24 protein-coding genes, 3 tRNA genes and 1 pseudogene are annotated in these 21,069 nt (G+C 71.0%); 14 read left to right on the forward strand and 14 right to left on the reverse strand.

Annotation, left to right across the window (positions count from 1 at the left end; translation table 11 throughout):
* Positions 1-35: 35 nt before the first annotated feature.
* Both secE and GHR20_RS15150 read right to left on the reverse strand, forming a co-directional pair.
* The gene (gene secE / locus GHR20_RS15145; RefSeq protein WP_037657517.1) at positions 36-320 is read right to left on the reverse strand and encodes a preprotein translocase subunit SecE; all 285 of its coding nucleotides are present in this window, start codon (positions 318-320) and stop codon (positions 36-38) included.
* 106 nt (positions 321-426) lie between these two features.
* Positions 427-499: transfer RNA gene (locus GHR20_RS15150), tRNA-Trp, on the reverse strand.
* Between the two features lie 258 nt (positions 500-757).
* Between GHR20_RS15150 and GHR20_RS15155 the strand changes: the two genes are divergently transcribed.
* Together GHR20_RS15155 and GHR20_RS15160 are read left to right on the forward strand one after the other, a co-directional pair.
* Entirely contained in the window at positions 758-1,984 is a 1,227-nt protein-coding gene (locus tag GHR20_RS15155) for a pyridoxal phosphate-dependent aminotransferase (RefSeq protein WP_111586150.1), read from the forward strand.
* 152 nt (positions 1,985-2,136) lie between these two features.
* Entirely contained in the window at positions 2,137-3,168 is a 1,032-nt protein-coding gene (locus tag GHR20_RS15160) for an adenosine deaminase (protein ID WP_111586058.1), read from the forward strand.
* Between the two features lie 13 nt (positions 3,169-3,181).
* Here GHR20_RS15160 and GHR20_RS15165 read toward each other — a convergent pair whose 3' ends face one another.
* The 8 genes from GHR20_RS15165 to GHR20_RS15200 form a co-directional block, all read right to left on the reverse strand.
* A complete protein-coding gene (locus GHR20_RS15165) occupies positions 3,182-4,267 on the reverse strand; it encodes a UDP-N-acetylmuramate dehydrogenase (protein ID WP_153813456.1) in 1,086 nt (361 codons plus the stop codon).
* Between the two features lie 36 nt (positions 4,268-4,303).
* On the reverse strand, positions 4,304-5,767 hold the full coding sequence (locus GHR20_RS15170; RefSeq protein ID WP_153813457.1) for an MFS transporter: 1,464 nt from the start codon (positions 5,765-5,767) through the stop codon (positions 4,304-4,306).
* Between the two features lie 113 nt (positions 5,768-5,880).
* Entirely contained in the window at positions 5,881-6,456 is a 576-nt protein-coding gene (locus GHR20_RS15175; protein WP_194858888.1) for a TetR/AcrR family transcriptional regulator, read from the reverse strand.
* Between the two features lie 128 nt (positions 6,457-6,584).
* On the reverse strand, positions 6,585-7,013 hold the full coding sequence (locus tag GHR20_RS15180; protein ID WP_153813458.1) for a MaoC family dehydratase: 429 nt from the start codon (positions 7,011-7,013) through the stop codon (positions 6,585-6,587).
* Between the two features lie 7 nt (positions 7,014-7,020).
* Positions 7,021-7,473 (reverse strand): MaoC family dehydratase N-terminal domain-containing protein, encoded by a 453-nt coding sequence (locus tag GHR20_RS15185; RefSeq protein ID WP_153813459.1) that lies wholly within the window; start codon positions 7,471-7,473, stop codon positions 7,021-7,023.
* Positions 7,474-7,605: 132 nt separating this feature from the next.
* Positions 7,606-7,770, reverse strand: a complete 165-nt coding sequence (gene rpmG, locus GHR20_RS15190; RefSeq protein WP_003948671.1) for a 50S ribosomal protein L33 — start codon at positions 7,768-7,770, stop codon at positions 7,606-7,608.
* A gap of 90 nt (positions 7,771-7,860) precedes the next feature.
* Positions 7,861-7,933: transfer RNA gene (locus tag GHR20_RS15195), tRNA-Met, on the reverse strand.
* Positions 7,934-7,979: 46 nt separating this feature from the next.
* A tRNA-Thr gene (locus GHR20_RS15200) sits at positions 7,980-8,052 on the reverse strand.
* 587 nt (positions 8,053-8,639) lie between these two features.
* Between GHR20_RS15200 and GHR20_RS15205 the strand changes: the two genes are divergently transcribed.
* The gene (locus GHR20_RS15205; protein WP_111586053.1) at positions 8,640-9,890 is read left to right on the forward strand and encodes a hydrolase; all 1,251 of its coding nucleotides are present in this window, start codon (positions 8,640-8,642) and stop codon (positions 9,888-9,890) included.
* A gap of 73 nt (positions 9,891-9,963) precedes the next feature.
* Positions 9,964-10,620, forward strand: a complete 657-nt coding sequence (locus GHR20_RS15210) for an SDR family oxidoreductase (protein WP_153813460.1) — start codon at positions 9,964-9,966, stop codon at positions 10,618-10,620.
* Positions 10,621-10,648: 28 nt separating this feature from the next.
* On the opposite strand, the gene GHR20_RS15215 is transcribed toward GHR20_RS15210, so the two are convergent.
* The 4 genes from GHR20_RS15215 to GHR20_RS15230 all read right to left on the reverse strand — a co-directional run bounded on the left by GHR20_RS15215 (position 10,649) and on the right by GHR20_RS15230 (position 13,877).
* Positions 10,649-10,861: a hypothetical protein gene (locus GHR20_RS15215; RefSeq protein ID WP_111586051.1), complete on the reverse strand. Its 213-nt coding sequence runs from the start codon at positions 10,859-10,861 to the stop codon at positions 10,649-10,651.
* Positions 10,862-10,974: 113 nt separating this feature from the next.
* On the reverse strand, positions 10,975-11,199 hold the full coding sequence (locus tag GHR20_RS15220) for a hypothetical protein (RefSeq protein ID WP_153813461.1): 225 nt from the start codon (positions 11,197-11,199) through the stop codon (positions 10,975-10,977).
* Positions 11,200-11,763: 564 nt separating this feature from the next.
* Positions 11,764-12,288: a DUF2335 domain-containing protein gene (locus GHR20_RS15225; protein WP_153813462.1), complete on the reverse strand. Its 525-nt coding sequence runs from the start codon at positions 12,286-12,288 to the stop codon at positions 11,764-11,766.
* Between the two features lie 755 nt (positions 12,289-13,043).
* On the reverse strand, positions 13,044-13,877 hold the full coding sequence (locus GHR20_RS15230; RefSeq protein ID WP_153813463.1) for a class I SAM-dependent methyltransferase: 834 nt from the start codon (positions 13,875-13,877) through the stop codon (positions 13,044-13,046).
* Positions 13,878-13,933: 56 nt separating this feature from the next.
* On the opposite strand from GHR20_RS15230, the gene GHR20_RS15235 reads away from it, so the two are divergent.
* The 10 genes and pseudogenes from GHR20_RS15235 (at position 13,934) to GHR20_RS15280 (ending at position 21,046) form a co-directional block, all read left to right on the forward strand.
* Positions 13,934-14,650 carry a GntR family transcriptional regulator gene (locus GHR20_RS15235; protein WP_153813464.1) on the forward strand — a complete coding sequence of 239 codons (717 nt, stop codon included), beginning with the start codon at positions 13,934-13,936 and terminating at the stop codon, positions 14,648-14,650.
* Positions 14,651-15,214: 564 nt separating this feature from the next.
* Positions 15,215-15,640, forward strand: coding sequence for a protein kilB (locus GHR20_RS15240; protein WP_153813465.1), 426 nt, complete (start codon positions 15,215-15,217; stop codon positions 15,638-15,640).
* A gap of 208 nt (positions 15,641-15,848) precedes the next feature.
* Complete coding sequence (locus GHR20_RS15245) at positions 15,849-16,118, forward strand: DUF6284 family protein (protein ID WP_153813466.1); 270 nt, start codon at positions 15,849-15,851, stop codon at positions 16,116-16,118.
* Positions 16,115-16,564 carry a Pycsar system effector family protein gene (locus GHR20_RS15250; RefSeq protein WP_194858889.1) on the forward strand — a complete coding sequence of 150 codons (450 nt, stop codon included), beginning with the start codon at positions 16,115-16,117 and terminating at the stop codon, positions 16,562-16,564. The genes GHR20_RS15245 and GHR20_RS15250 overlap by 4 nt, the downstream gene beginning before the upstream one ends.
* On the forward strand, positions 16,561-16,842 hold the full coding sequence (locus tag GHR20_RS15255; RefSeq protein WP_153813467.1) for a hypothetical protein: 282 nt from the start codon (positions 16,561-16,563) through the stop codon (positions 16,840-16,842). Before GHR20_RS15250 ends, GHR20_RS15255 begins: the two co-directional genes overlap by 4 nt.
* On the forward strand, positions 16,839-17,948 hold the full coding sequence (locus tag GHR20_RS36795) for a hypothetical protein (RefSeq protein ID WP_194858890.1): 1,110 nt from the start codon (positions 16,839-16,841) through the stop codon (positions 17,946-17,948). Before GHR20_RS15255 ends, GHR20_RS36795 begins: the two co-directional genes overlap by 4 nt.
* Positions 17,948-18,292, forward strand: a complete 345-nt coding sequence (locus GHR20_RS15265; RefSeq protein ID WP_153813468.1) for an RRQRL motif-containing zinc-binding protein — start codon at positions 17,948-17,950, stop codon at positions 18,290-18,292. The genes GHR20_RS36795 and GHR20_RS15265 overlap by 1 nt, the downstream gene beginning before the upstream one ends.
* 1 nt (position 18,293) lies before the next feature.
* Positions 18,294-18,611, forward strand: a complete 318-nt coding sequence (locus GHR20_RS15270) for a hypothetical protein (protein WP_153813469.1) — start codon at positions 18,294-18,296, stop codon at positions 18,609-18,611.
* Positions 18,605-18,787: a pRL2-8 gene (locus GHR20_RS15275; RefSeq protein ID WP_243878354.1), complete on the forward strand. Its 183-nt coding sequence runs from the start codon at positions 18,605-18,607 to the stop codon at positions 18,785-18,787. The genes GHR20_RS15270 and GHR20_RS15275 overlap by 7 nt, the downstream gene beginning before the upstream one ends.
* 130 nt (positions 18,788-18,917) lie before the next feature.
* Positions 18,918-21,046: pseudogene (locus GHR20_RS15280) on the forward strand (FtsK/SpoIIIE domain-containing protein).
* Positions 21,047-21,069 lie beyond the last annotated feature (23 nt).

Below are 21,069 nucleotides of genomic sequence, written 5' to 3' on the forward strand. Positions count from 1 at the left end.
CGGGCGCCGGTGCCACGGCGCCCTTCGCTCTTGGCTCAGCCGAAGACGTACTTGGCCGCGTGGTTGAGCCCATAGTCAATCACGGTCACCAGCGCGATCATGATGGCGACGAAGAAGATCACCACAGTGGTGTACGACGTCAGCTGGTTGCGCGAGGGCCAGACGACCTTGCGGAGTTCCGCGATGATCTGGCGGTAGAAGGTCGCCAGACGCTTCAGCGGACCCTTCTTGGCGCGCTTGCCGCCCTTGCGGGCCTTCTTGGCCTCAGGCACTTCGTCCTGGGCATCAGGCGTATCGATGGAGCCCACGGCGTCCGTCATAATCCTCACCTGATCCCGGGTCGTGGCCGTGCCGCGCCCGGTTACTGAGCCGCACGGCGGTGCATTGCTGTACGTACAAGCGCACACATCCTGGCGGTGTGTGTAGCAGGGCCGGAGGGACTTGAACCCCCAACCGCCGGTTTTGGAGACCGGTGCTCTACCAATTGAGCTACGACCCTTTGTGTGTCCCCAACGTACCGCATCCGACCGAGTGCTCGGTGGCACCGATCGTGACGGGCCGCTGGAGGCCAACGAGGTGAGAGTGTACGTGGTCCCGGGCCCGGCGTCGAACAGAAAGTGTCGGCCCGAGCTCCCCTGAGCGAAGATCGTCCAGGCCGGGGCGGGTATTCGGATAGGTGTTCAGGACTCGACCCGATGCCGTTCAGACTGTGAAACCCGTGTGCCCGGGACATTTCCGGTCTGGAAGCATGGGCTCCATGAGCGCTGCAACCCCTCCCACCGAGCGCCGGGTCTCCGCCCGAGTCGGCGCGATCTCCGAGTCCGCCACCCTCGCCGTGGACGCCAAGGCCAAGGCCCTGAAGGCCGCCGGGCGACCGGTGATCGGCTTCGGCGCCGGTGAGCCCGACTTCCCCACCCCGGACTACATCGTCGAGGCCGCGATCGCGGCCTGCAAGAACCCGAAGTTCCACCGCTACACGCCGGCCGGCGGACTGCCCGAGCTGAAGGCCGCGATCGCCGCGAAGACGCTGCGCGACTCCGGCTGGGAGCCCGACGTCTCCCAGGTCCTGGTCACCAACGGCGGCAAGCAGGCCATCTACGAGGCGTTCGCCGCGATCCTCGACCCGGGCGACGAGGTCATCGTCCCGGCGCCGTACTGGACCACCTACCCGGAGTCGATCCGCCTCGCGGGCGGTGTGCCGGTGGAGGTCGTGGCCGACGAGACCACCGGCTACCGGGTCTCCGTCGAGCAGCTGGAGGCGGCGCGCACCAAGAAGACGAAGGTCGTGCTCTTCGTCTCGCCGTCCAACCCGACCGGCGCGGTGTACTCCGAGGCCGAGACCGAGGCGATCGGCCGCTGGGCCCTGGAGCACGGCCTGTGGGTGCTCACGGACGAGATCTACGAGCACCTGGTCTACGGCGACGCGGTCTCCGTCTCGCTGCCCGCCCTGCTGCCCGAGCTGCGCGACAAGTGCATCGTGGTCAACGGCGTGGCGAAGACGTACGCCATGACCGGCTGGCGGGTGGGCTGGATCATCGGCCCCAAGGACGTCGTCAAGGCCGCGACCAACCTCCAGTCGCACGCCACCTCGAACGTCTCCAACGTGGCGCAGGCCGCCGCGCTGGCCGCCGTCTCCGGTGACCTGACGGCCGTGGCGAAGATGCGCGAGGCGTTCGACCGCCGCCGCAAGACGATCGTGCGGATGCTGAACGAGATCGACGGCGTGCTCTGCCCGGAGCCGGAGGGCGCGTTCTACGCCTACCCCTCGGTCAAGGCGCTGCTCGGCAAGGAGATCCGCGGCAAGCGCCCGCAGGACTCGGTCGAGCTGGCCGCGCTGATCCTGGAGGAGGCCGAGGTCGCGGTCGTCCCCGGTGAGGCGTTCGGCACGCCCGGGTACCTGCGGCTGTCGTATGCGCTGGGTGACGAGGACCTGGTGGAGGGCGTCAGCCGGATCCAGAAGCTCCTGGCCGAGGCGCGCGACTGAGACGAGGCGCGCGGCTGAAACGTCGTTCGCCTGCGTCACGGCGCCTCAAGCGGCTCACGTGAGTCGCTTGAGGCGCCGTTCGCATGTTCGGACAAGACCACGAATAGGGAAACGGCTACCGGGAAACCGCAGGTGTGCGGCAGGATCTGGGAATGGAGCGTGTACGTGATCTCTCTGAGCTGCCGAAAGCCCATCTGCACCTGCACTTCACCGGTTCGATGCGGCCGGGCACCGTCCTGGAGCTGGCCGACAAGTACGGCGTGCACCTGCCGGAGATGCTGACAGAGGCCCTTACCAGCGGCGAGCCGCCGAAACTCAAGGCGACCGACGAGCGGGGCTGGTTCCGCTTCCAGCGGTTGTACGACGCGGCGCGCTCCTGCGTGCGCGAGCCGGACGACATCCGGCGGCTGGTGCGGGAGGCCGCGCTGGAGGATCTGCGGGACGGCTCGGGCTGGCTGGAGATCCAGGTGGACCCGACGTCGTACGCGCCCCGGCTCGGCGGTCTGATCCCGACGCTGGAGATCATCCTGGACGCGGTGGACAGCACCTCCCGGGAGACCGGGCTCGGCATCCGGGTCCTGGTCGCTGCCAACCGCATGAAGCACCCGCTGGACGCCCGTACGCTGGCCCGGCTCGCGGTGCGCTACGCGGACCGGGGCGTGGTGGGCTTCGGTCTGTCGAACGACGAGCGCCGAGGCATGGCGCGGGACTTCGACCGGGCCTTCCACATCGCGCGCGAGGGCGGCCTGCTGTCCGCCCCGCACGGCGGCGAGCTGACCGGTCCGGCCTCGGTGCGCGACTGCCTGGACGATCTGAACGCGGGCCGGATCGGGCACGGGGTGCGCGCGGCGGAGGACCCCCGGCTGCTGAAGCGGCTGGCCGACCGCCAGGTGACCTGCGAGGTGTGCCCGGCGTCCAATGTGGCCCTCGGTGTCTACGAGAAGCCCGAGGACGTGCCGCTGCGCACCTTCTTCGACGCGGGCGTCCCGATGGCCCTGGGCGCCGACGACCCGCTGCTGTTCGGCTCCCGGCTCGCCGCCCAGTACGAGATCGCCCGCCATGTCCATGGCTTCACCGACCCCGAACTCGCCGAACTGGCCCGCCAGTCCATCCGCGGCTCGGCCGCCCCGGAGGACGCCAAGGCCCGGCTGCTGGCGGGCGTGGACGCCTGGCTGACGAACTAGGGCCTGTCGGGGCTCAGAGACCGACGCCCACCATGACCGGCTCGTTGACCAGGGTGACCCCGAAGGCCGCGCGCACCCCGGCGACGACCTCGCGGGCCAGGGTGAGGAGGTCCTCGGTGGTGGCCTCGCCGCGGTTGGTGAGGGCGAGGGTGTGCTTGGTGGAGATGCGGGCGGGGCCGGTGCCGTAGCCCTTGGTGTAGCCGGCCTTGTCGATCAGCCAGGCCGCGGACGTCTTCCTGCGGCCCTCGCCGGCCGGGTACGCGGGCGGCTCGACGCCGTCGCCCAGCCGCTCGCGCACCCGCTCCCGGAACGCGGCGAACTGCTCCTCGGTGAGGATCGGGTTGGTGAAGAAGGAGCCGGCCGACCAGGTGTCGTGGTCGGCGGCGTCGAGCACCATGCCCTTGCCGGCCCGCAGCGTCAGCACGGTCTCGCGGGCCCTGGCCAGCGGCACCCGGTCCCCCGGCTCGACCCCGAGTACCCGGGCCGTCTCGGCGTACTTGACCGGCGCGGACATCCCGCCCGCGTCCTCCAGCTCGAACCGCACGCGCAGCACGACATAGCGCTCGGGGTCGGCCTTGAAGCGGCTGTGGCGGTACGAGAAGTCGCACTCCTCGTTGGTCAGCGCGACCGTCTCACCGGCGCGCCGGTCGTAGGCGATCACCTCGGAGATGGTCGCGGAGACCTCCTGGCCGTACGCCCCCACGTTCTGGATCGGCGTGGCGCCCGCGGATCCGGGGATGCCGGCCAGGCACTCGATGCCGCAGAGCCCGGCCTCGACGCTGCGCGCGACGGCGTCGGTCCATACTTCCCCGGCCGCCAGCTCCAGGGTGGTCCCCCGCAGCTCGACGCCCCGGGTGGCGATGCGCAGGGCGGTCCCCTCGAATCCCTTGTCCCCGATGACGAGGTTCGACCCGCCGCCGACGATCAGCAGCGGGGTCCCGTCGTCGTCCGCCTCCCGGACGGCGTCGATCACCTCGGCGTCCGTCTCGGCGGTCACCAGGCGCAGCGCGGGACCGCCCAGGCGGAACGTGGTCAGCGGGGCAAGGGGGGCGTCGTGGAGTACGTGCACGGGGGCAAGACTACGAGACGGCTCCGACAGCGCTGCCCGCCGTCGGAGCCGTCGTCGTACGGGAGGTCAGCCGGAGGTGGGTTCCAGGGCCGGTGCGGAGGAGGTCTCGGGCAGGGGCTTCGGGCCGGTGGTGCGGGCCCGGCCCGGGATGGCGAGGCTCGCCAGGGCCGCGACGGCGACCACGGCGGCGCCGGTGACCAGGGCGGGGCGCAGGCCGTCCACGAAGGACTGGGCGGAGGTGTAGCCGCCGTACGCGGAGAAGATCGAGGACATGACGGCGATGCCGAGCGCGCCGCCGACCTCGCGCAGGGCGTTGTTCGCGCCGGAGGCGATGCCCTGCTCGTGCGGGCGGACGCTGGACATCACGAGGTTGGCGGCCGGGGCGAAGTAGAGGGCCATGCCGATGCCGCTGAGGATCAGGGCGGGCAGCTGGACCCCGTAGGAGGCGTGGGCGGTGACGACGCAGGCCATGTACCCGAGGCCGGCGGCCTGGAGGAGGAGGCCCGCGGCGACGACCGGGCGCCCGCCCACGCGGTCGGAGAGGAATCCCGCTATGGGCGCGACGATCATCGGCATACCGGTCCAGGGCAGCATCCGCAGCCCCGCCTCGGTGGGCGAGTAGCCGAGGACGCCCTGCATGTACTGGCTGAGCAGGAAGATCGAGCCGAACATGCCGACGAACATCAGCATGCTCGCCGCGTTGATCCCGGAGAAGGCGCGGGAGCGGAACAGGCGCATCGGCAGCATGGGGTTGGCCGCGCGGGAGCCGTAGACCACGAAGGCGAGCAGGAGTGCGCCGCCGGCCGACAGGGCGGTCAGGACCACCGGGTCCGTCCAGCCGTCGGAGGGGCCGCGGACCAGGCCGTAGACGATCCCGAAGAGGCCGCCGCTGGCGAGCAGGGTGCCGGGGACGTCCAGGCGGGCGCCGGCGCCGTAGGACTCGGCGAGGCGGAAGCGGGCGAAGGGCAGTGCGATCAGGCCGAGCGGAACGTTCAGCCAGAAGATCCAGTGCCAGGACACGTGTTCGGTGAGGCTGCCGCCGATGAGCGGGCCGGAGGCGACGGCGAGGCCGTTGACGGCGCCCCAGATGCCGTACATGGTCCCGCGCTTGGCGGCGGGCACGGCCGCCGTCAGCAGGGTCAGCGTCAGCGGCATCATCACGGCCGCGCCCACGCCCTGCACCGCGCGGGCGGCGATCAGGGAGTCGATGCCGGGGGCCATCGCCGCGGCGGCGGAGGCGCCGGTGAAGACCGTGAGCCCGGCGATGAACAGCCGCCTGCGCCCGAACCGGTCGCCGAGCGCGGCGCCGAACATCAGCAGGCAGGCGAAGGTGAGCGTGTAGGCGCTCACCGTCCACTCCAGGTCGTCCAGCGCCCCGCCGAGGTCCTTGCGGATGGCGGGCAGGGCGGTGGTGACGACGAGGTTGTCCAGGGCCGCCATGAAACCGGCGACGCTGGTGACGAGGAGGGCCCAGACGGCGCTCCGACGGGTCTGCCGGGCCTCGTGGGCCTGATCGGTCTGCTGTGACATCGCTCCCCCGGGGAAATGAGTTCCCAGTTTCGAGTTTGGTTAGTAATCGATGACTAACTTTTACGCACACGCGTGCGCCCCTGGGCGCACCGTGCCCCTCCCGCGGGCCGGGGCTACGCGTCCGACCCGCCCGTCCCTCGTTCGAACGGGATCGTGTCCAGGTTGTCCCACACGCGGTGCTCGCGCGGGAAGCCCATGGCCACCAGGCAGTTGATGAGCATTCCGTAGGCCATGAACTCGGTCGTGTCCTTCACACACGTGCCGAGCGGCAGATCGACCGCGTCCCACAGCCGCATCCAGCCGGCCCGTACGGCCTCGCCGAACTCCCGGTCGCCCTCTTGCTCGGCGGCGGCGACGGCCAGGTACATCTGCATCTGCATCATCAGCAGCGCGGGCTGCTCGGCGATCGCCGTGGTGTAGGCCCCCGCCATGGCGTGCAGGGCCTCTTCCCCCTCCAGGCCCTCGGTCGCCTCGCGGAACATGCGGATGGTGTCCTCCACGCAGCGTTCGGCCGCCGCGAGGAAGATCGCCCGCTTGCCCGGGAAGAGCCGGAAGAGGTACGGCTGCGACACGCCGACCCGCTTGGCGATGGCCTCGGTGGAGGTGCCGTAGTAGCCACCCCTGCCGAACTCCTCCATCGCCGCGCGGACGACGCTCTCGCGCCGCTCTTCTGCACTCATCCTGGCCATGGGCGGTAAGTTAGTACTCAATTACTAACGGACGCAAGCGGCCCCAGGTGCGAGAAGCCCTGGGCACGAGAAGCCCTGGGTACGCGCAAGGGGCGCCTCCCCTGTGGGAGGACGCCCCTTACATACCGTCAGGCGAGCCGTACGACCGCCCGCGACATCCCCAGCACCTTCTGGCCGGCGCTGGTCGCGGTGAGGTCCACCCGGACCGTGTTGTCGTCCAGCTTGGCCGCGACCTTGGCACTGACCTCGATCAGGGCGCCCTGGTCGTCGTTGGGCACGACGACCGGCCTGGTGAAGCGGACGCCGTACTCCACGACCGCGGCCGGGTCGCCGAGCCAGTCGGTGACCACGCGGATCGCCTCGGCCATGGTGAACATGCCGTGCGCGATGACGTCCGGCAGCCCCACCTCCTTGGCGAACTTCTCGTTCCAGTGGATGGGGTTGAAGTCACCGGAGGCACCCGCGTAGCGCACGAGCGTGGCGCGCGTCACGGGGAAGGTCTGCGCCGGGAGTTCGGTGCCGACCTCGACATCGTCGTAGCCGATCTTCGCCGTCATCAGCTGCTCAAACCTCCTCGGCCGCGCGGGCCACGAGCTTGGTCCAGGCGGTCACGACGTGCTCGCCCGCCTCGTCGTGCACCTCACCGCGGATGTCCACGATGTCGTTGCCCGCGAGGGACTTGATCGCCTCGATGGTGGAGGTGACCGTGAGCCGGTCGCCGGCGCGGACCGGGCGGCGGTAGGCGAACTTCTGGTCGCCGTGCACGACCCGGTCGTAGTCCAGGCCGAGCTGCGGGTCCTCGATCACCTGGCCTGCGGCGCGGAACGTGATCGAGAACACGAAGGTCGGGGGGGCGATCACATCGGGGTGCCCGAGCGCCTTGGCGGCCTCGGGGTCCGTGAACGCCGGGTTGGTCTCCCCCACGGCCTCGGCGAACTCGCGGATCTTCTCCCGGCCCACCTCGTAGGGCGCGGTGGGCGGGTAGGTCCGTCCCACGAAGGACTGGTCGAGCGCCATGGCCCGGCACCTCCTGATGTCTGGATGTGAGGGTCCCAAACTAGCCGGGGCCCGGAGCCGGCCGGAGGCCCGACCGTGAAAACGCCGCGAGGCCGCCCCCTCGAAAGGGGACGGCCTCGCGGACGAGCCTATTTATCGCGTTTCGCGATGCGCGGTGTGCGCATTGCAACGCGGGCAGTGCTTCTTCATCTCCAGTCGATCCGGGTTGTTACGCCGGTTCTTCTTGGTGATGTAGTTCCGCTCCTTGCACTCCACGCAGGCCAGCGTGATCTTCGGGCGGACGTCGGTGGCAGCCACGTGAGTGCTCCTAAGACGAACGGATGGGCTTATTCAACGCAAGAAAGAGTAGCCGATTGAAGGACCGACCCCACAATCGGCTACTGTCAGTAGCGGTGACCGGACTTGAACCGGTGACACAGCGATTATGAGCCGCTTGCTCTACCGACTGAGCTACACCGCTTTGATGAGATCGGATCCCGTCTCGCGACGGGAACCTCTCACACCAGAGCCCCAAAACGGAATCGAACCGTTGACCTTCTCCTTACCATGGAGACGCTCTGCCGACTGAGCTATTGGGGCGAGCGATGAAGACATTACACGGTCCGCCGCCGTTCACCCAAATCCATATCCACGCAGGGCCGGGACGCCTGTCGACGGGCCTGACGGGCGGGACTCCGGGGGCCGCGCGGGGCGGCTGTGAGGCGCTCGGGCGGGGGTCGTGAACGGGCGGGCGGGGCCGCGGAAGGGTGCGCGGGGGCGGGGCGTTGGGGCGGGTGCGCGCGGTGGCGCGGGGGCGGGGCGTTGGGGCGGGTGCGCGCGGTGGCGCGGCGACGGTGGTGCGGCGAAGCGGAACGAGGCGGCGGGTCGGGGAGGCGGTGGATCAGGTGGATCGGGCCCGAGGGTTCGTCACGGAGAGTTGCCGTCGCGGGGACCGCGGCCGACTCTGAACGCGGGCGGGACCCGCGCGCCCCCGGGGCCACAGGGAGCGTCGACGCCTGCGCACCCCCCGTGAACCACGCCGGTACGACTATTCCGCTCCTCCGCGACCTGTGCCGTTCGTCACCCTAGGCTCGACACGCCCTGTGTGATCTTGGGGCGCCCCGAGCCCCCGGTCGCCGGTCACACCGCGTCACAGGCCCCATGCCCTCCCCCGACCTTGGAGCGCGATGCCCGACAGCCAGCCGCAGCCGCACCTGCCGTCGAACTCGCCGAATCCGTCGGCCGGTCTGCTGCTGTGCGGAGCGCGGCTGACCGACGGCCGGACCGTGGACGTACGGCTGGGCGGCGGCCGGATCGAGGCCGTGGGCACCGCGGGCAGCCTGGCGCAGGGGCCGGCCCGCGCGGGCGCCCAGCGGGTGGACCTCACCGGCTATCTGCTGCTGCCCGCCCCGGCGGAGCCGCACGCGCACGGCGACACCGCCCTGTCCGCCGAGGGGCCGGGCCCGGCCTCCTGTGCCCCCGAGGACGTCCGGCGCCGGGCCACGGAGGCGACGCTGCTCCAGCTGGGGCACGGGGCGACCGCCGTACGGGCGCACGTCCGCGTGGGCGATGTACAGGGCCTCGGCGCGCTGAACGCCGTGCTCCAGGCCCGGCGGGCGCTGCGGGGGCTCGCGGAGCTGACCGCGGTGGCGATGCCCCGGCTGCTGACCGGGATGGCCGGGGCGGACGGGCTCGCGATGCTGCGGGACGCGGCGAAGATGGGCGCCGCGGCGGTGGGCGGCTGCCCGGACCTGGACCCGGATCCCACGGGGTACGTGGAGGCGGTCCTGGAGGTGGCCGCGGAGCACGGCCTGCCGGTGGACCTGCACACGGACGCCGCCGACCCGGCCCGGCTGTCCCGGCTCGCGGCGATGGCGGGTGGTCTGCGCCCCGGCGTGACGATCGGCCCGTGTGCCGGTCTCGCGCGCCTGCCCGCCGACGCGGCCTCCCGCGCCGCCGACCAGCTCGCGGCGGCCGGGGTGACGGTCGTCTGCCTGCCCCAGGGCGGCTGCGGCGGCACCGACCGGCGGGGCACGGCCCCGGTACGGCTGCTGCGCGCGGCCGGGGTGCGGACGGCGGCCGGCAGCGGCGCGCTGCGGGACGTGTCGAACCCCGTGGGCCGCGGCGACCCCCTGGAGGCCGCCTACCTGCTGGCCTCCGCCCACGGTCTGGGCTCCGAGGACGCGTACGACGCCGTGAGCGCGACGGCACGCGCCGCGCTGGGCCTCCCCCGGGTCCGGGTGGAGGCGGGGTTCCCGGCCGAGCTCCTGGCCGTGCGCGGCGACCATCTGCCGGGCGCGCTCTCCCTGGCGTACAGCCGGATCGTGATCCACCGCGCCCGGGTGGTGGCCCGGACGAGCGCGGTGCGGGAGTACTGCAACTCGGCGGCGGCCGCGGAGCCGGGACTGCCGCGGCAGGGGCGGGGCGAGGTGCCGTAGCGCCGCCCGCGGTTCGGGTGCCCGGGGTCAACCCGTGCGGCAGACGGGGATGTCCGGGCGTACGGTCTAAAGCATGCGCATTGTCATCGCTGGTGGTCACGGTCAGATCGCGCTGCGGCTGGAACGGCTGCTCGCCGCGCGTGGGTACGAGGTCGCGGGGATCATCCGCAGGCCGGAACAGAGCGACGATCTGCGGTCGGCCGGGGCCGAGCCGGTGGTGCTGGATCTGGAGTCCGCCTCGGTGGAGGACGTCACGGAGCTGCTGCGGGGCGCGGACGCGGCGGTGTTCGCGGCGGGCGCGGGTCCGGGCAGCGGTACGGACCGCAAGGAGACGGTGGACAGGGGCGCGGCCGTGCTGTTCGCGGACGCGGCCGTGCGCGCGGGCGTACGCCGGTTCGTGGTGGTGTCCTCGATGGGCGCGAACCCCGCGCACCAGGGGGACGAGGTGTTTGACGCCTATCTGCGCGCAAAGGGCGAGGCCGACGCGTACGTCACCCGTCAGAAGGACCTGGACTGGACGATCCTGCGGCCCGGATCGCTGACCAATGACGCCGGCACCGGCCTGGTCCGCCTGGAGGCGCACACCGGGCGCGGCATGATCCCGCGGGACGATGTGGCCGCCGTACTCGCGGAGCTGGTGGACACCTCGGCGACGGCCGGTCTGACGCTGGAACTGACGGGCGGTTCGACGCCGGTGTCGGTCGCGGTGAAGTCGGTGGCGGGGAACTGACCTCTGGGCGGCGGGAGTTGAGCGCGCCTCAGAACAGCGGCAGCTGACCGGGAAAGTCGGGGACGACGTATCCGTCCAACGTCGGCTGCGCCGCGCCGAGTTGCGCCTGCCGCCGGGACCCCTCGCAGGAGACGAGTCGCGCGCCCTCCCGGGCCGCGGGCGGATCGTGCCGCGCGAAGCGGCCCGCCACGACGGCGATCTCGCGGTGGCATACGGGGCAGGTTCTGCGGCGGGAGGACATACCGACAGTGTGCCCGCTCCGGGTGTGCCGGTGGTCGGGAGTGCTGGTGGTCGGGGCTGGTGGTCGGGTGTGCCGGTGCGCGGCGGTCGGGTGTGTCGGCGGTCGCGCCCGCTTCAGGTGCGCGACCGTGTCTCCCAGCACTCGGGGCCGATCCCGCGCCAGTCGATCAGCGGCGAGTCCGCGACCTGCTCCGGCTCGATCTCCAGGCCGGCCCGCCGCAGGAACTCCACCAGGTCCCGCACGTTGTGCGCCAGCCCCAGGATCTCCCCGTCCACCCGGACCCGCCGCCCACCGCTGGGTGAGGGCAGCTGGACGACGATGGGTCGTTTCCCGGCCATGGCTCCAGCATCGTCCGGCCCGGGATCCGCCGCACCCGCACCGGGCTCGGGCCCCGGTTCCGGTCCCGATTGCGCTCCTGGTGCCGGTTCTGGCTCTGGTTCCGCCGATCGATATTCGCTCACCCGTTCGATTCTAGTGGTAGATCCCGGGCCGTGCCGCGAAGTGATGCCGCGGGCGGGCGACCTGCCGTGCGTGTTCCGCCGTCGACCAGTACGACAACCACCACCGCAGACTCGGCCACGACATCGACTGGCGCTGACCAAACGGGACCCGACAACGAGAAACCCCCTCTGATCAAGTAATCAACTCGATCAGAGGGGGTTTCTTTTACTGTGGCGGCGCCAGGATTCGAACCTGGGAAGGCTGAGCCGGCAGATTTACAGCGGGCTCCGTCCACCATGCGTGGCCTGCGCCTCTTCCCTCGCCTGCCGTGGCTGGGGGACGTATGGGGGAATAGGGCTGGGTGTTTCGGGTTCTTCGTCGGCCGCCGCCCTCCCGGCCGGTGTCCGATAGGCGGGCACCGGCAGGGAGAGTGCCTCTGCGCTTTAGCCTTCGCCGCCGCCTCACTCGGCGTCGGACTCGCGGCCCGCGTCTATTGGCTTTCGGCTCTGGCCATCCCCGACAAGGTCTGCGTCATTAGACGGTTCGGCATCCTTGCCACCATCGTTCTCGTCAGGGCTGCCCCCAGAGCCGAACTGCCCGGTGACGAAGACACCAACGACTGCGGCCACGTCAATGCCGGCTGCGGCGACAGCCCATCCGGCATGCCCCAAGTAGGCGAGATACGCCGCCAACGCCGTCATGATCGCCAAGGCGACCAGGCCGAAAACCTGCCCCGCGCGCGCCACTCGGTACGCTTGACGCAAGTCGGTGCGCTCCACCTCATGGCGGTGCCTTTGCTCATTCTCAGCCATACTGACTATCCGGTCAGCGAGACCTGGCAGAGCCTCCTCATAGCCGGCCAACATCTCAGGCGGTGGCAGAGGCCCTCGAAGCGTGAGTTCACGACGCACCACACGCATAGACCGCTGGATGTCAGCCAATGGCTCCACAACGCGGGGGTCTGCAATCTGCTGGACCTCTGCCACGTCCGAAGAGTCGGGGGCACGCTCTAGGTGACTGCCTACTGAGCGCGAGCTGTCTCCATCGCTCGCCTCAGGTCGCTCCCCACTTTGGTCCACTCTGTCCCCTGTCCGGCCTTGCGCCCCAGCTTCCGCAGGGCGTGGTACGTCCCTGCCCCCCTCAGGTCCAGAACGGAGCCAGCGCCAACAAGGGCGGACGTCAACCGTCGGCTTCGCTTAGCCATGCTGATCTCCCACCTCGGATGCACTGAGTATCTACATTGAGGTTACTGACGTCCAGCGCCTTGGCTAGTGGGCTTGCGGACACAGTTAGAGAGGGACGTTTGTCCAGGTCAGCCATGCGTGACTGCGGTATCGGTTGCGCGTCTTCGGGATGAAGCCCTTCCGTCAGCGAGCATGACAGGCAGTCTGCACACCTACCCGGTGCACCATGAGACTGGGGCGTGATCTTCGAGGCTCGCACCAAAGTGGCTACGCAAAGCCGCAGGCCCGACCGCCCCCGCCGCGACATGCCCCTCTCGAACGGCATGTGGCTGATCTCTGTGAATCCGGCACCGGTTCGAGGCAGGAGCAAAGGCCCGCGGGGCTCAGTCGCGCAGTACCAGTAGATGTTGTCCACTGCGATGGGAGCACCACAACGGTTTTCAAGACCATCCCGCTTCGCTGGGTGCGACCACTCCTGACCTGCCCTTACGTCTCTGCCCAACGCCCCGCTTGCTTCATCTTGGCCGGAGGTTGGCCGCAGGGGGTGGCCACTGCCGTCAGTCAGCGCTTGCCCCCGCTGAAACGGCGGGTGCCCGTCCCACGGCTAGCAGATGCGAACTGGCGGCGAGCAACTCCGGGTATGGCTCGGCCATACGGGCTGCCTCCATAGCCGATGCGATCAGTTCATCCGTGGGCCCCTCACCCGGCTGCTGCTCGGCTGCCTTCACGAGTGACCACGCCGGGCCCTCGATCCCAAAGACCTGCACATCAGTCAGCCCGGACTCCACCAGCTCCGAGACCAGTTCCTCCGCCTTGTGGAAGTAAGACAGGGTGAACCCACGCACACCGTCATAGACAGCCGTCTCAAGAATCCTGGAGACGGAGTCACGGATTCGCTCCTTGTGGAGCTGGGCGTACGTCACATGCTCAAAGAGCGAGGCGTAACGGTTGATGGCCGCCGCTGCGACCAGCCCACCCGGCTTGACCACGCGATGCGCTTCCGCCAGCGCGGTACGCCGGTCCTCGCGGTCGGGCAGGTGATACAGCGGCCCAAAAAGCTGCACGACGTCAAAACTGCCGTCCGGCTCGTTCAGATCGCGGGCGTCTCCCACGATCGCTGAACACACGGCTGACGCGTGCTCGACATGCCGGGGAACCGGGTCTACCAGTGTCACGTCATAGCCGTCCTCCACCAACCATTCGGCGTGAATCCCGGTCCCTCCACCCACATCGAGCACACGAGCTGGCGCAGGGGGCAGAAACCGTCGTAGGAGCTCTTGAGTCCTGACCAGCTCCATCCGCCCGTCTGCCGAGGTGCGCAGGCGACTGTCCTCGTTCGCTGTCTCGCCATAGAACCGCATCACGGAGGGAGCCAATTCGAGATTCGACATGCCCGCAGTATCGTGTGTACCGGTGGACCAGTCCAGCGCGCGAAGTGGGAGAAGCCATGGCTGTTCTGAAATACGAGGAGATCGCTGAGTCGCTTCGGACTCGCATCGCCGCAGGTGAATTCGCCCCTGGCGAGACCATCCCGTCCGGCCGAGACTTGGCCGAACAGTGGGATGTGTCACGGGCCACCGCCATCAAAGCCGTCGACGTTCTCCGCAACGACGGCGTAGTCGTGGCCAAACAGGGGACCGGCTTCGTTGTCACGGAGACCCCCGTGGCACGCCCTGCCGGCGCCCGTCGAGCCGGATCGGCCCGCATCTTGGGTGGGATGCCGTTCTTGCGGGTCGGCACGCCCGACTGGGCCGAACCTCCCGTGCGTGTCGCCAACGCCCTCGGGCTAGCCCCGGGGACCCCGGCGCTCCGCCGTGTCCGCATCCTCCAACTTCCGGACGGAAGCCCGAACAGCTGCGTGGAAGCCTGGTTCCCGCCCGAGATCACAGAGGCGGCCCCCCGCCTGTCCGACACCGCCCCGATCGCCGAGGGCACGACACGCTACGTCCGCCGCCAGACCGGACGGTTCCCGGTGGAAGGGGTGGATGTCACTACCGTACGCCTGGCCACCGACGTGGAGGCCGAGCGATTGCGGGTCGCCGAGGGGAGCGCAGTAGCGGTCCTCCTTCACACGGCACATGACCAGGAAGGGCGCCCGCTGGTCTGCGAGGAGGGAGTCACACCTGCCTCACTCTTCGAGCAGGTGGACACGTATGCGATGTAGACGAGGGGCCAAACAAGGCTGGACCGGTCCGCCGGTCCAGCTTTTTTGATGCCCTGCTGAGCGCGCTGAGCTGCACAATCGGCCTACAGGGCCCCATCAATCCCAAACTCACTACTTGACTGGACCGGTCCACCGGTCCAGTCTGTAGATGCAACGCCGCACCGCCTGAGGGCGGAGCGGTTCTGATTCGGGATTGCCCGTTCGGAAGGCGCGGCTCAGGCCGCGCGCGCCGCAGGCCCTGAGTTGGTCGTTGCTTGAGAACTGCATAGGTGGGCCCCGTCTCCCCGAGTGGAAAAGACGGACTGCGCGGCATAGGGCCGCGCTCCCTGATCCCTGCGTTTTGAGGGAGGTCGGTCATGGACCGACGACATACCAAGGCGCCCCGGCACGCGGACCAGTCGGCGGCGCCCTTCCTGCTCTGGTCCGCTTCCTGGCTTCGCGGCGTCTGGCGCTGCGGCCGGCTGCCTCTCCCTCCCGTCCGATCAGGCCGACGTGCCGCAGGTCGTACGGGAGGGAGTGCGGGGAGTCGGAAATTCCGGTGCTCCATTCCGAAGGGGGTTGCTCATGTGGGAGAGCCTGATCGCGGTGGCGGGGACGCTGCTCGGGTCCGTGACCATGTACATGCTTCAGCAGCGGGGGACGGACCGGTCGGCGCTGCGGCGTGACCGCCTGGCGGCCGTGACCGCGTTGACGGTGGCGCTGGCCGACCATCGCCGCGCGATGTGGGTCCGTGAGGACCTGCGCCTCATGGGTGCGAACGCCGGCTACGAGGCGGCGCGGGCGGAGAGCCACGCGACACGGAGCGCGATCACCGCCCCTCTGACCACCCTGTCCATCCTCCTTCCGGGGCTCGCCCGGGTCGCGGAGGACGCGGCGACAGCCACCTACGGTCTGCGCGGCGCCGAGTCTCCTGAGGCTCTGAACGGGGCCCGGGAGGCGGCCATCGCCGCGTGCGAGCGGCTGACCCGCGAAGCCTCCAAGCTCTTCTGACCCGCCCCGCACCACCTGCCCCGGCCCCGCTCTTCGGCGGGGTCGCGATGACGCCGGATCGAATCCGGCCCGGGGCACCGGCCGCCTCCCTGCGGCCCGCCGCACCACACCGTGCGGCCTCTTCCCCCATCAACGGCGCGCACCCCCCGGAGGGCAATCCGAGGGGTGCTGTTCGGGCCGTTCCACCTGCAAGGGAGACCACGACCCAATGGACCAGATTACTGTTCGGGACGCGGTGACCGCGTTCGCCGACTTCATGGAACCGACCAGCGCGGAGCTGGACGCGATCGAGCAGGAGATCCCGCTGATCCTGGCGGACGTCGACCTGCTCGACGCGCAGATCATCACCCTCGACCGCACTCCGAGCGAGCTGGACGCCCGCCGTATCCGCCGGGCCCGTCGCCGAGTGCTGGCGGAGCGGGCGGCGCTGGCGACCCGCACCGCCGCCGCGGCGAGCCTGCCCGGGGGTGCCGCATGAGCGCCACGACCGGACAGAGCCTGGTGGCCGCGCACGCCGAGGTGAAGTCGGAGATCTCGCGGACCGACGGCAAGACCAGTCTCCTGCTGGCCTTCGTCGGCGCGATCCTGGCCGGCGCGTGGAGCGTCGGCCACGGCCTCCACCTCACCGTGCCCGCCCGCGTCGCCGGCGGCGCCGGTATGGGCCTGCTGCTCGTGGCGGCCGGACTGCTGCTGTGGTCGGTCCGCCCCCACCTGAGCGGCCGCCACGGCTTCCCGCTGTGGGCCACCCTCACCCCCGAGCAGATCACCGACACCCTCGCCCAGAACCTCGCGGCCGACGTCGCGGGGCTGTCCCGGCTCGCGGTCGCCAAGTTCACCAGCCTGCGCCGCGCGGTCGATCTCACCCTCACCGGCGGCGCCCTCCTCGTCCTCGCCGCCCTGCTCACAATCGGGGGTGCGGCATGAGCGAGCCGGTACGGATCGACTCCCTGCCGGAGCCGGTCGTGTCCCTGCTGCGGGCGGTGCACGATGCGCTGGACCTGCCCCTGCCGGGACTGACCGACGCCGACGAACGCGCCTACCACGTGCTCATGCACGACAGGGCGAGCCGCGCACGGATCGTCCTGGCCGGCGTCCTGGCCGACCGCCACGACCTGGGTCCCGCTGACGCCATGCTGCGCGAGTGGACGGCCGGTGCGCCGGTCACCTACACCCCCTGGATCGATCGCGGGGGTGCGGTGTGAAGGCCAAGACCGCACTGCCCGCCGTCGCGATGACGGCGGTGTCCATGGTCCTCACCCTGGCCGTGGTCATGCTGTGGCTGGGCGCGGCGGTGCCGTGGCCGGTCGCGCTGGTCGTCGGTCTCGGGATCGACGGGGGCTGGCTGGCCACCCTCGCCTACGAGCGCCGCCTCGCCGCGCAGGGCGACCACAGCACCCCGGTGACCGCCGTCGGATGGGGCTTCGGCGCGGTCGCCTCCGGCGTCCTCGTCGTCCACGCGCTCACCGCCGACACACACTCTGGTGCGTGGCTGGCCGTGTCCTGGTTCCCGGTCGCCGCCAAGGGCCTGTGGCTGGTCCACGGCCTGTGGGAGCGCACCGCCCTCACCCCGGCCGCACTCGAATCGATCCGCGGTATCCAGCAGCGGGCCCGGGACGAGGCCGCGCTGAAGCGTGCCCGTCTGCGGGCCGAAGCCGGGACCGAACAGACCCGGCTCACCGCGGTCACCGTGGCCGGCGCCCGTGTCGCCCGGGTGCGTGCTGTGACCGCGAAGAAGCTGTCCAAGGCATGGTCGGAACTGGAAGGCGCCCACCAGGGCAAGGACACCGCCCGCGCGCTGACCGACACCGCCCACGGATGGGCCCTGCCCGCCTGGTCCACCCCGCCCGCCTCGATCGAGAGCACCGGGACGGATGCGGAGGAATCGACCGAGAACGGTCGAGAACGGTCTATGGCTGACCTGCGGGAATCGACCCCGGCCACGGTCACCGTTTCCCGGCTGGTCGTGCCCGATCCCGTGCCGTTCGATCTGGGCAAGCAGACCACCCTGCTCAAGCCGATCGCGCCGCCGTCTCCGGTCGTGCGGCCGGTGCCGATCGAGGCGGCTCCCGCCCGGTCGTCGGCGGCCGAGTCGACCCGATCCCGCCGGGTGACCGGCCGGGTCCCGGAAGTGGCGAAGACGCCACGCACTCGCCGTACCCCGGAGCAGTTGATGACCCAGGCCCGGAAGGCGACCACGGGTTGGGAGGACGCGCAGATCACGGCCGAGGGCCTGCGCCGTGCGCTGCGCACGTCACCGGCGAACGCGCGGATGCTGCGTGACGCGCTGCTCGCCGAGCGGGCCGCGTGATGGCCGCGCTTCCGGTGTTCCGGTGGCGGCTCGCCCCGGACGGCTACGCCACCCGCCGACAGCTCCGCGCCCGCGGGCTGCGGCCCGGTGGCCAGTCGGTGGCCGCCCAGTTGGAGCGCCCGCGCCGTCGGCGCGGGCCGCTGGTCGCCTACCTCTACCGCGTCGACCTCGCCCAGCCCGTGCGGCCCATGACCGAGGCCCGGTGGGCGGCCCTGGCCAAGGCCAACCGCGCCCGCCGCATGTGCCCGGCCTGCGGCCGTGACGCCGGCTACGTCATCCCCGCCTCGCTCGGCGCGTGCGTGCCCTGTGCCTTCCCCGACCCCCAAGCTCTGAGGAGTGCCTGACATGGGCAAGCCCGATACCCGCCGTCTGGACAAGGCGATCCGCGAGGCGGAGCGCAAGCTTGAGGCGGTCCGTAACCGGGAGGTGTGGCCGCTGGACGGGCGCGAGCGGCGCGCTGTGCTCGGCGCGGTCGCTTCCGGCGCCTACAGCCTGCACCGTGGCAACGGCACCGCCCGCGCCGACCGGACCTTGGACAGCACGTGGCAGAGCGCCGAGACCCGCCTCGTCGCCGAGATCACCGCGCTTCAGGTCGAGCGTCAGCGCGTCGTGAACGAGGCCGCCGCCGACCGCGCGGCGAAGAAGTCCTCCGGGTGGTGGTGAGCGTGGACCCCAACGACACGCCTCCCGGCGAGTGCCCGCAGTGCTGGCGGCACGCCTACGACTCCCGCAACGCCCACCGCCACCTGGGCCCGCGTGAGGACTGCCCGGAGTGCGTGGACCACATGGTCAACGGCTGCCCCTACATCGTGCCCAAGAAGCAGTCCCGGTGGTGGTAGCCGCCCGCCCCGGCGCGTGACCCGCCCACACCACCGCCCCGGGGTGGCCGCCCCTGCCACGGACCCGGCCACCCCGGCACCCCCCTCAACTTCCCGCCCCCCCTTTTGGGGCAGTCAGGAGTCTGCCGTCATGAGCGGCACCGTCGTACCCCTGCACAAGGAACCCACCCCCGACCCTGAGCCCGAGGCCGGTCCGGTGACCGAGCTGACCGTGGTCCCCGACCCGCCCGCCGCGCCCCCGGTGCCGCTGTGGGTGCGCTCCGGTCGCACCGTCCGGGCGGCCGTCACGCACGAGAACACGCGCACGGCCGCCCGCGCCATGGCCCGCCACTCCCTCTACCTGGCCGGCGGGGCGCGGATCGTGGCTCGCCGCACTTGGGACGGCCGCACGGCCGCCCGCTACGAACGCATGCTCCGCGCGGCGGAAGCCGCGGGCAACCACGAGGCCGCCGCCGAGTGGGAAGAGCGCGGCCAGCGCTACCGCGAAGCCCGCCACCGCCGCCGCATGGACCTGCTCCACTCCCCCCTCGACGCGGCCAAGGGCGTCGGGATCAGCGCCGGTATGGGCGTCGGCGGCCTGGTCCTGCTCGGCGTCGCCATGGCCATTGCCACCAAGGACCCCGGCGAGGTGGTCACCCCGCTGATGGCGGTCGTCAGGTTCATCGACCTCATGGTCACCATCGTGCGGGTGGTGTGGGGTCCCGCGATCACCATCGGACCGTTCCTCGCCCTGCTCGCCCTCTGGTCCGTCGGCGCCCACCAGCACGCCGCCCCCAGTGGGCCCTGCCGCCCAACGCCCGCTCCGGTGAGGGCGAACCGATCACACCGTCGATCGTGGTCAAGGCCCTGCGCGACCTCGGCGTGCCCGCGCTGCGTAAGGCCATCACGGAGATGGGCGACGCCGGCGCCTCCATGCTGTCCCCGATCACGATCGCCGGGTGCGGCGTCGAGGTCGACGTGACCCTGCCGTCCGGGGTGTCCACGAACGAGGTGCAGGGCAGGCGCCGCAAGCTCGCCGAGAACCTGTCCCGGCACGAGCACGAGGTGTTCGTCACCATCCCCCAGGCCGCGCGGACGGTCCGGCTGTGGATCGCGGACTCCGGGGCCCTGGACGAGCCGATCGGCCCGTCCCCGCTCACGACCGACGACACCCTGACCGCCAACTACAAGACCGGCAAGGCTCCGTGGGGTCAGGACCTGCGCGGCGACGCCGCCGCCCTGAGCCTGTACCAGCGCCACCTCCTCGTCACCGGCCTGTCCAATCAGGGCAAGACCGCCGCCCTGCGCGCCCTCGCCCTATGGGCGGCGCTGGACCGCACGGTGGAGTTCCGGATCGCGGACCTCAAGGGCGCCGGCGACTGGGCCATGTTCGACGGGATCGCCACCGTGCTCATCCAGGGCCCGGCCGACGAGCAGGTCATCGAGGCCACCGAGATGGTCGAGGGCCTGGTCGAGGAGATGAACCGCCGCATCGAGACCCGCCGCGCCAATCCCGACGCGGTGTTCACCCCGCTCATCGGGCTGGTGGACGAAGCGCAGGTGGCGTTCATGTGCCCGGCCGTGGACGACGACAAGCGCCCCTACGGCGGCTCCAAGGCCACCTCCCGCTACTTCATGGCCGTGCGCAAGGTCCACAACCAGGGCCGCGTGGTCGACGTGCTGATGTGGGAGGGCACCCAGGACCCCACCGACCAGAACCTGCCCAAGCTGGTCCGCGAGGGCGCCCACACCCGCGCCTCCCTCGCCCTGGGCACCGAATCGCAGGCCGTCATGGCACTCGGGGAGAAGGCCGTCAACGGCGGCGCCGCCCCGCACCTTCTGCGCCAGGGACTCGACAAGGGCACCCTCGTCGTCGCCTCCGACGGCATCGAGATCCCCAAGGGCCAGACCTCCATCACCGTGCGCACCCACTTCATCAACGACACGGACGCCAAGGCCATCACCGACCGGGCCAAGGCCCTGCGCGACGGGGTCACCACCCTGCACGGCATCGACCGCGGGGAGGAACGCGACCCGCTTGCCGACATCGCGGCCGCCGTCGGGACCGACGCCCGGGTACGGACGCAGGAGGTCATCACCCGGCTCGCCGGACTCAACCCGCAAGCTTACGGCGGCTGGTCGTTCATCGACCTCAAGCGCGTTCTCGACGGCACCGGCGCCGAGCCCTACAAGTCCGACGGCGTGATGGTCATCAGCCGCGACCGCCTCGCCCGCGCCCTCGCCGACTGCGGCGACACCGGTTCCGCTTCTGCCGCCTGACAGCAGGGACCCGGACCGTGCCG

Origin of the sequence: Streptomyces sp. SUK 48 (assembly GCF_009650765.1) — a bacterium.
Lineage (GTDB): Bacteria > Actinomycetota > Actinomycetes > Streptomycetales > Streptomycetaceae > Streptomyces.

Excerpts from the sequence above, each read along its gene's own strand:
- secE (WP_037657517.1), bottom strand. The coding sequence starts at position 320 with ATGACGGACGCCGTGGGCTCCATCGATACGCCTGATGCCCAGGACGAA.
- GHR20_RS15155 (WP_111586150.1), top strand. The coding sequence starts at position 758 with ATGAGCGCTGCAACCCCTCCCACCGAGCGCCGGGTCTCCGCCCGAGTC.
- GHR20_RS15160 (WP_111586058.1), top strand. The coding sequence starts at position 2,137 with ATGGAGCGTGTACGTGATCTCTCTGAGCTGCCGAAAGCCCATCTGCAC.
- GHR20_RS15170 (WP_153813457.1), bottom strand. The coding sequence starts at position 5,767 with ATGTCACAGCAGACCGATCAGGCCCACGAGGCCCGGCAGACCCGTCGG.
- GHR20_RS15175 (WP_194858888.1), bottom strand. The coding sequence starts at position 6,456 with ATGGCCAGGATGAGTGCAGAAGAGCGGCGCGAGAGCGTCGTCCGCGCG.
- GHR20_RS15180 (WP_153813458.1), bottom strand. The coding sequence starts at position 7,013 with ATGACGGCGAAGATCGGCTACGACGATGTCGAGGTCGGCACCGAACTC.
- GHR20_RS15185 (WP_153813459.1), bottom strand. The coding sequence starts at position 7,473 with ATGGCGCTCGACCAGTCCTTCGTGGGACGGACCTACCCGCCCACCGCG.
- GHR20_RS15205 (WP_111586053.1), top strand. The coding sequence starts at position 8,640 with ATGCCCGACAGCCAGCCGCAGCCGCACCTGCCGTCGAACTCGCCGAAT.
- GHR20_RS15210 (WP_153813460.1), top strand. The coding sequence starts at position 9,964 with ATGCGCATTGTCATCGCTGGTGGTCACGGTCAGATCGCGCTGCGGCTG.
- GHR20_RS15215 (WP_111586051.1), bottom strand. The coding sequence starts at position 10,861 with ATGTCCTCCCGCCGCAGAACCTGCCCCGTATGCCACCGCGAGATCGCC.
- GHR20_RS15220 (WP_153813461.1), bottom strand. The coding sequence starts at position 11,199 with ATGGCCGGGAAACGACCCATCGTCGTCCAGCTGCCCTCACCCAGCGGT.
- GHR20_RS15230 (WP_153813463.1), bottom strand. The coding sequence starts at position 13,877 with ATGTCGAATCTCGAATTGGCTCCCTCCGTGATGCGGTTCTATGGCGAG.
- GHR20_RS15235 (WP_153813464.1), top strand. The coding sequence starts at position 13,934 with ATGGCTGTTCTGAAATACGAGGAGATCGCTGAGTCGCTTCGGACTCGC.
- GHR20_RS15240 (WP_153813465.1), top strand. The coding sequence starts at position 15,215 with ATGTGGGAGAGCCTGATCGCGGTGGCGGGGACGCTGCTCGGGTCCGTG.
- GHR20_RS15245 (WP_153813466.1), top strand. The coding sequence starts at position 15,849 with ATGGACCAGATTACTGTTCGGGACGCGGTGACCGCGTTCGCCGACTTC.
- GHR20_RS15250 (WP_194858889.1), top strand. The coding sequence starts at position 16,115 with ATGAGCGCCACGACCGGACAGAGCCTGGTGGCCGCGCACGCCGAGGTG.
- GHR20_RS15255 (WP_153813467.1), top strand. The coding sequence starts at position 16,561 with ATGAGCGAGCCGGTACGGATCGACTCCCTGCCGGAGCCGGTCGTGTCC.
- GHR20_RS15265 (WP_153813468.1), top strand. The coding sequence starts at position 17,948 with ATGGCCGCGCTTCCGGTGTTCCGGTGGCGGCTCGCCCCGGACGGCTAC.
- GHR20_RS15270 (WP_153813469.1), top strand. The coding sequence starts at position 18,294 with ATGGGCAAGCCCGATACCCGCCGTCTGGACAAGGCGATCCGCGAGGCG.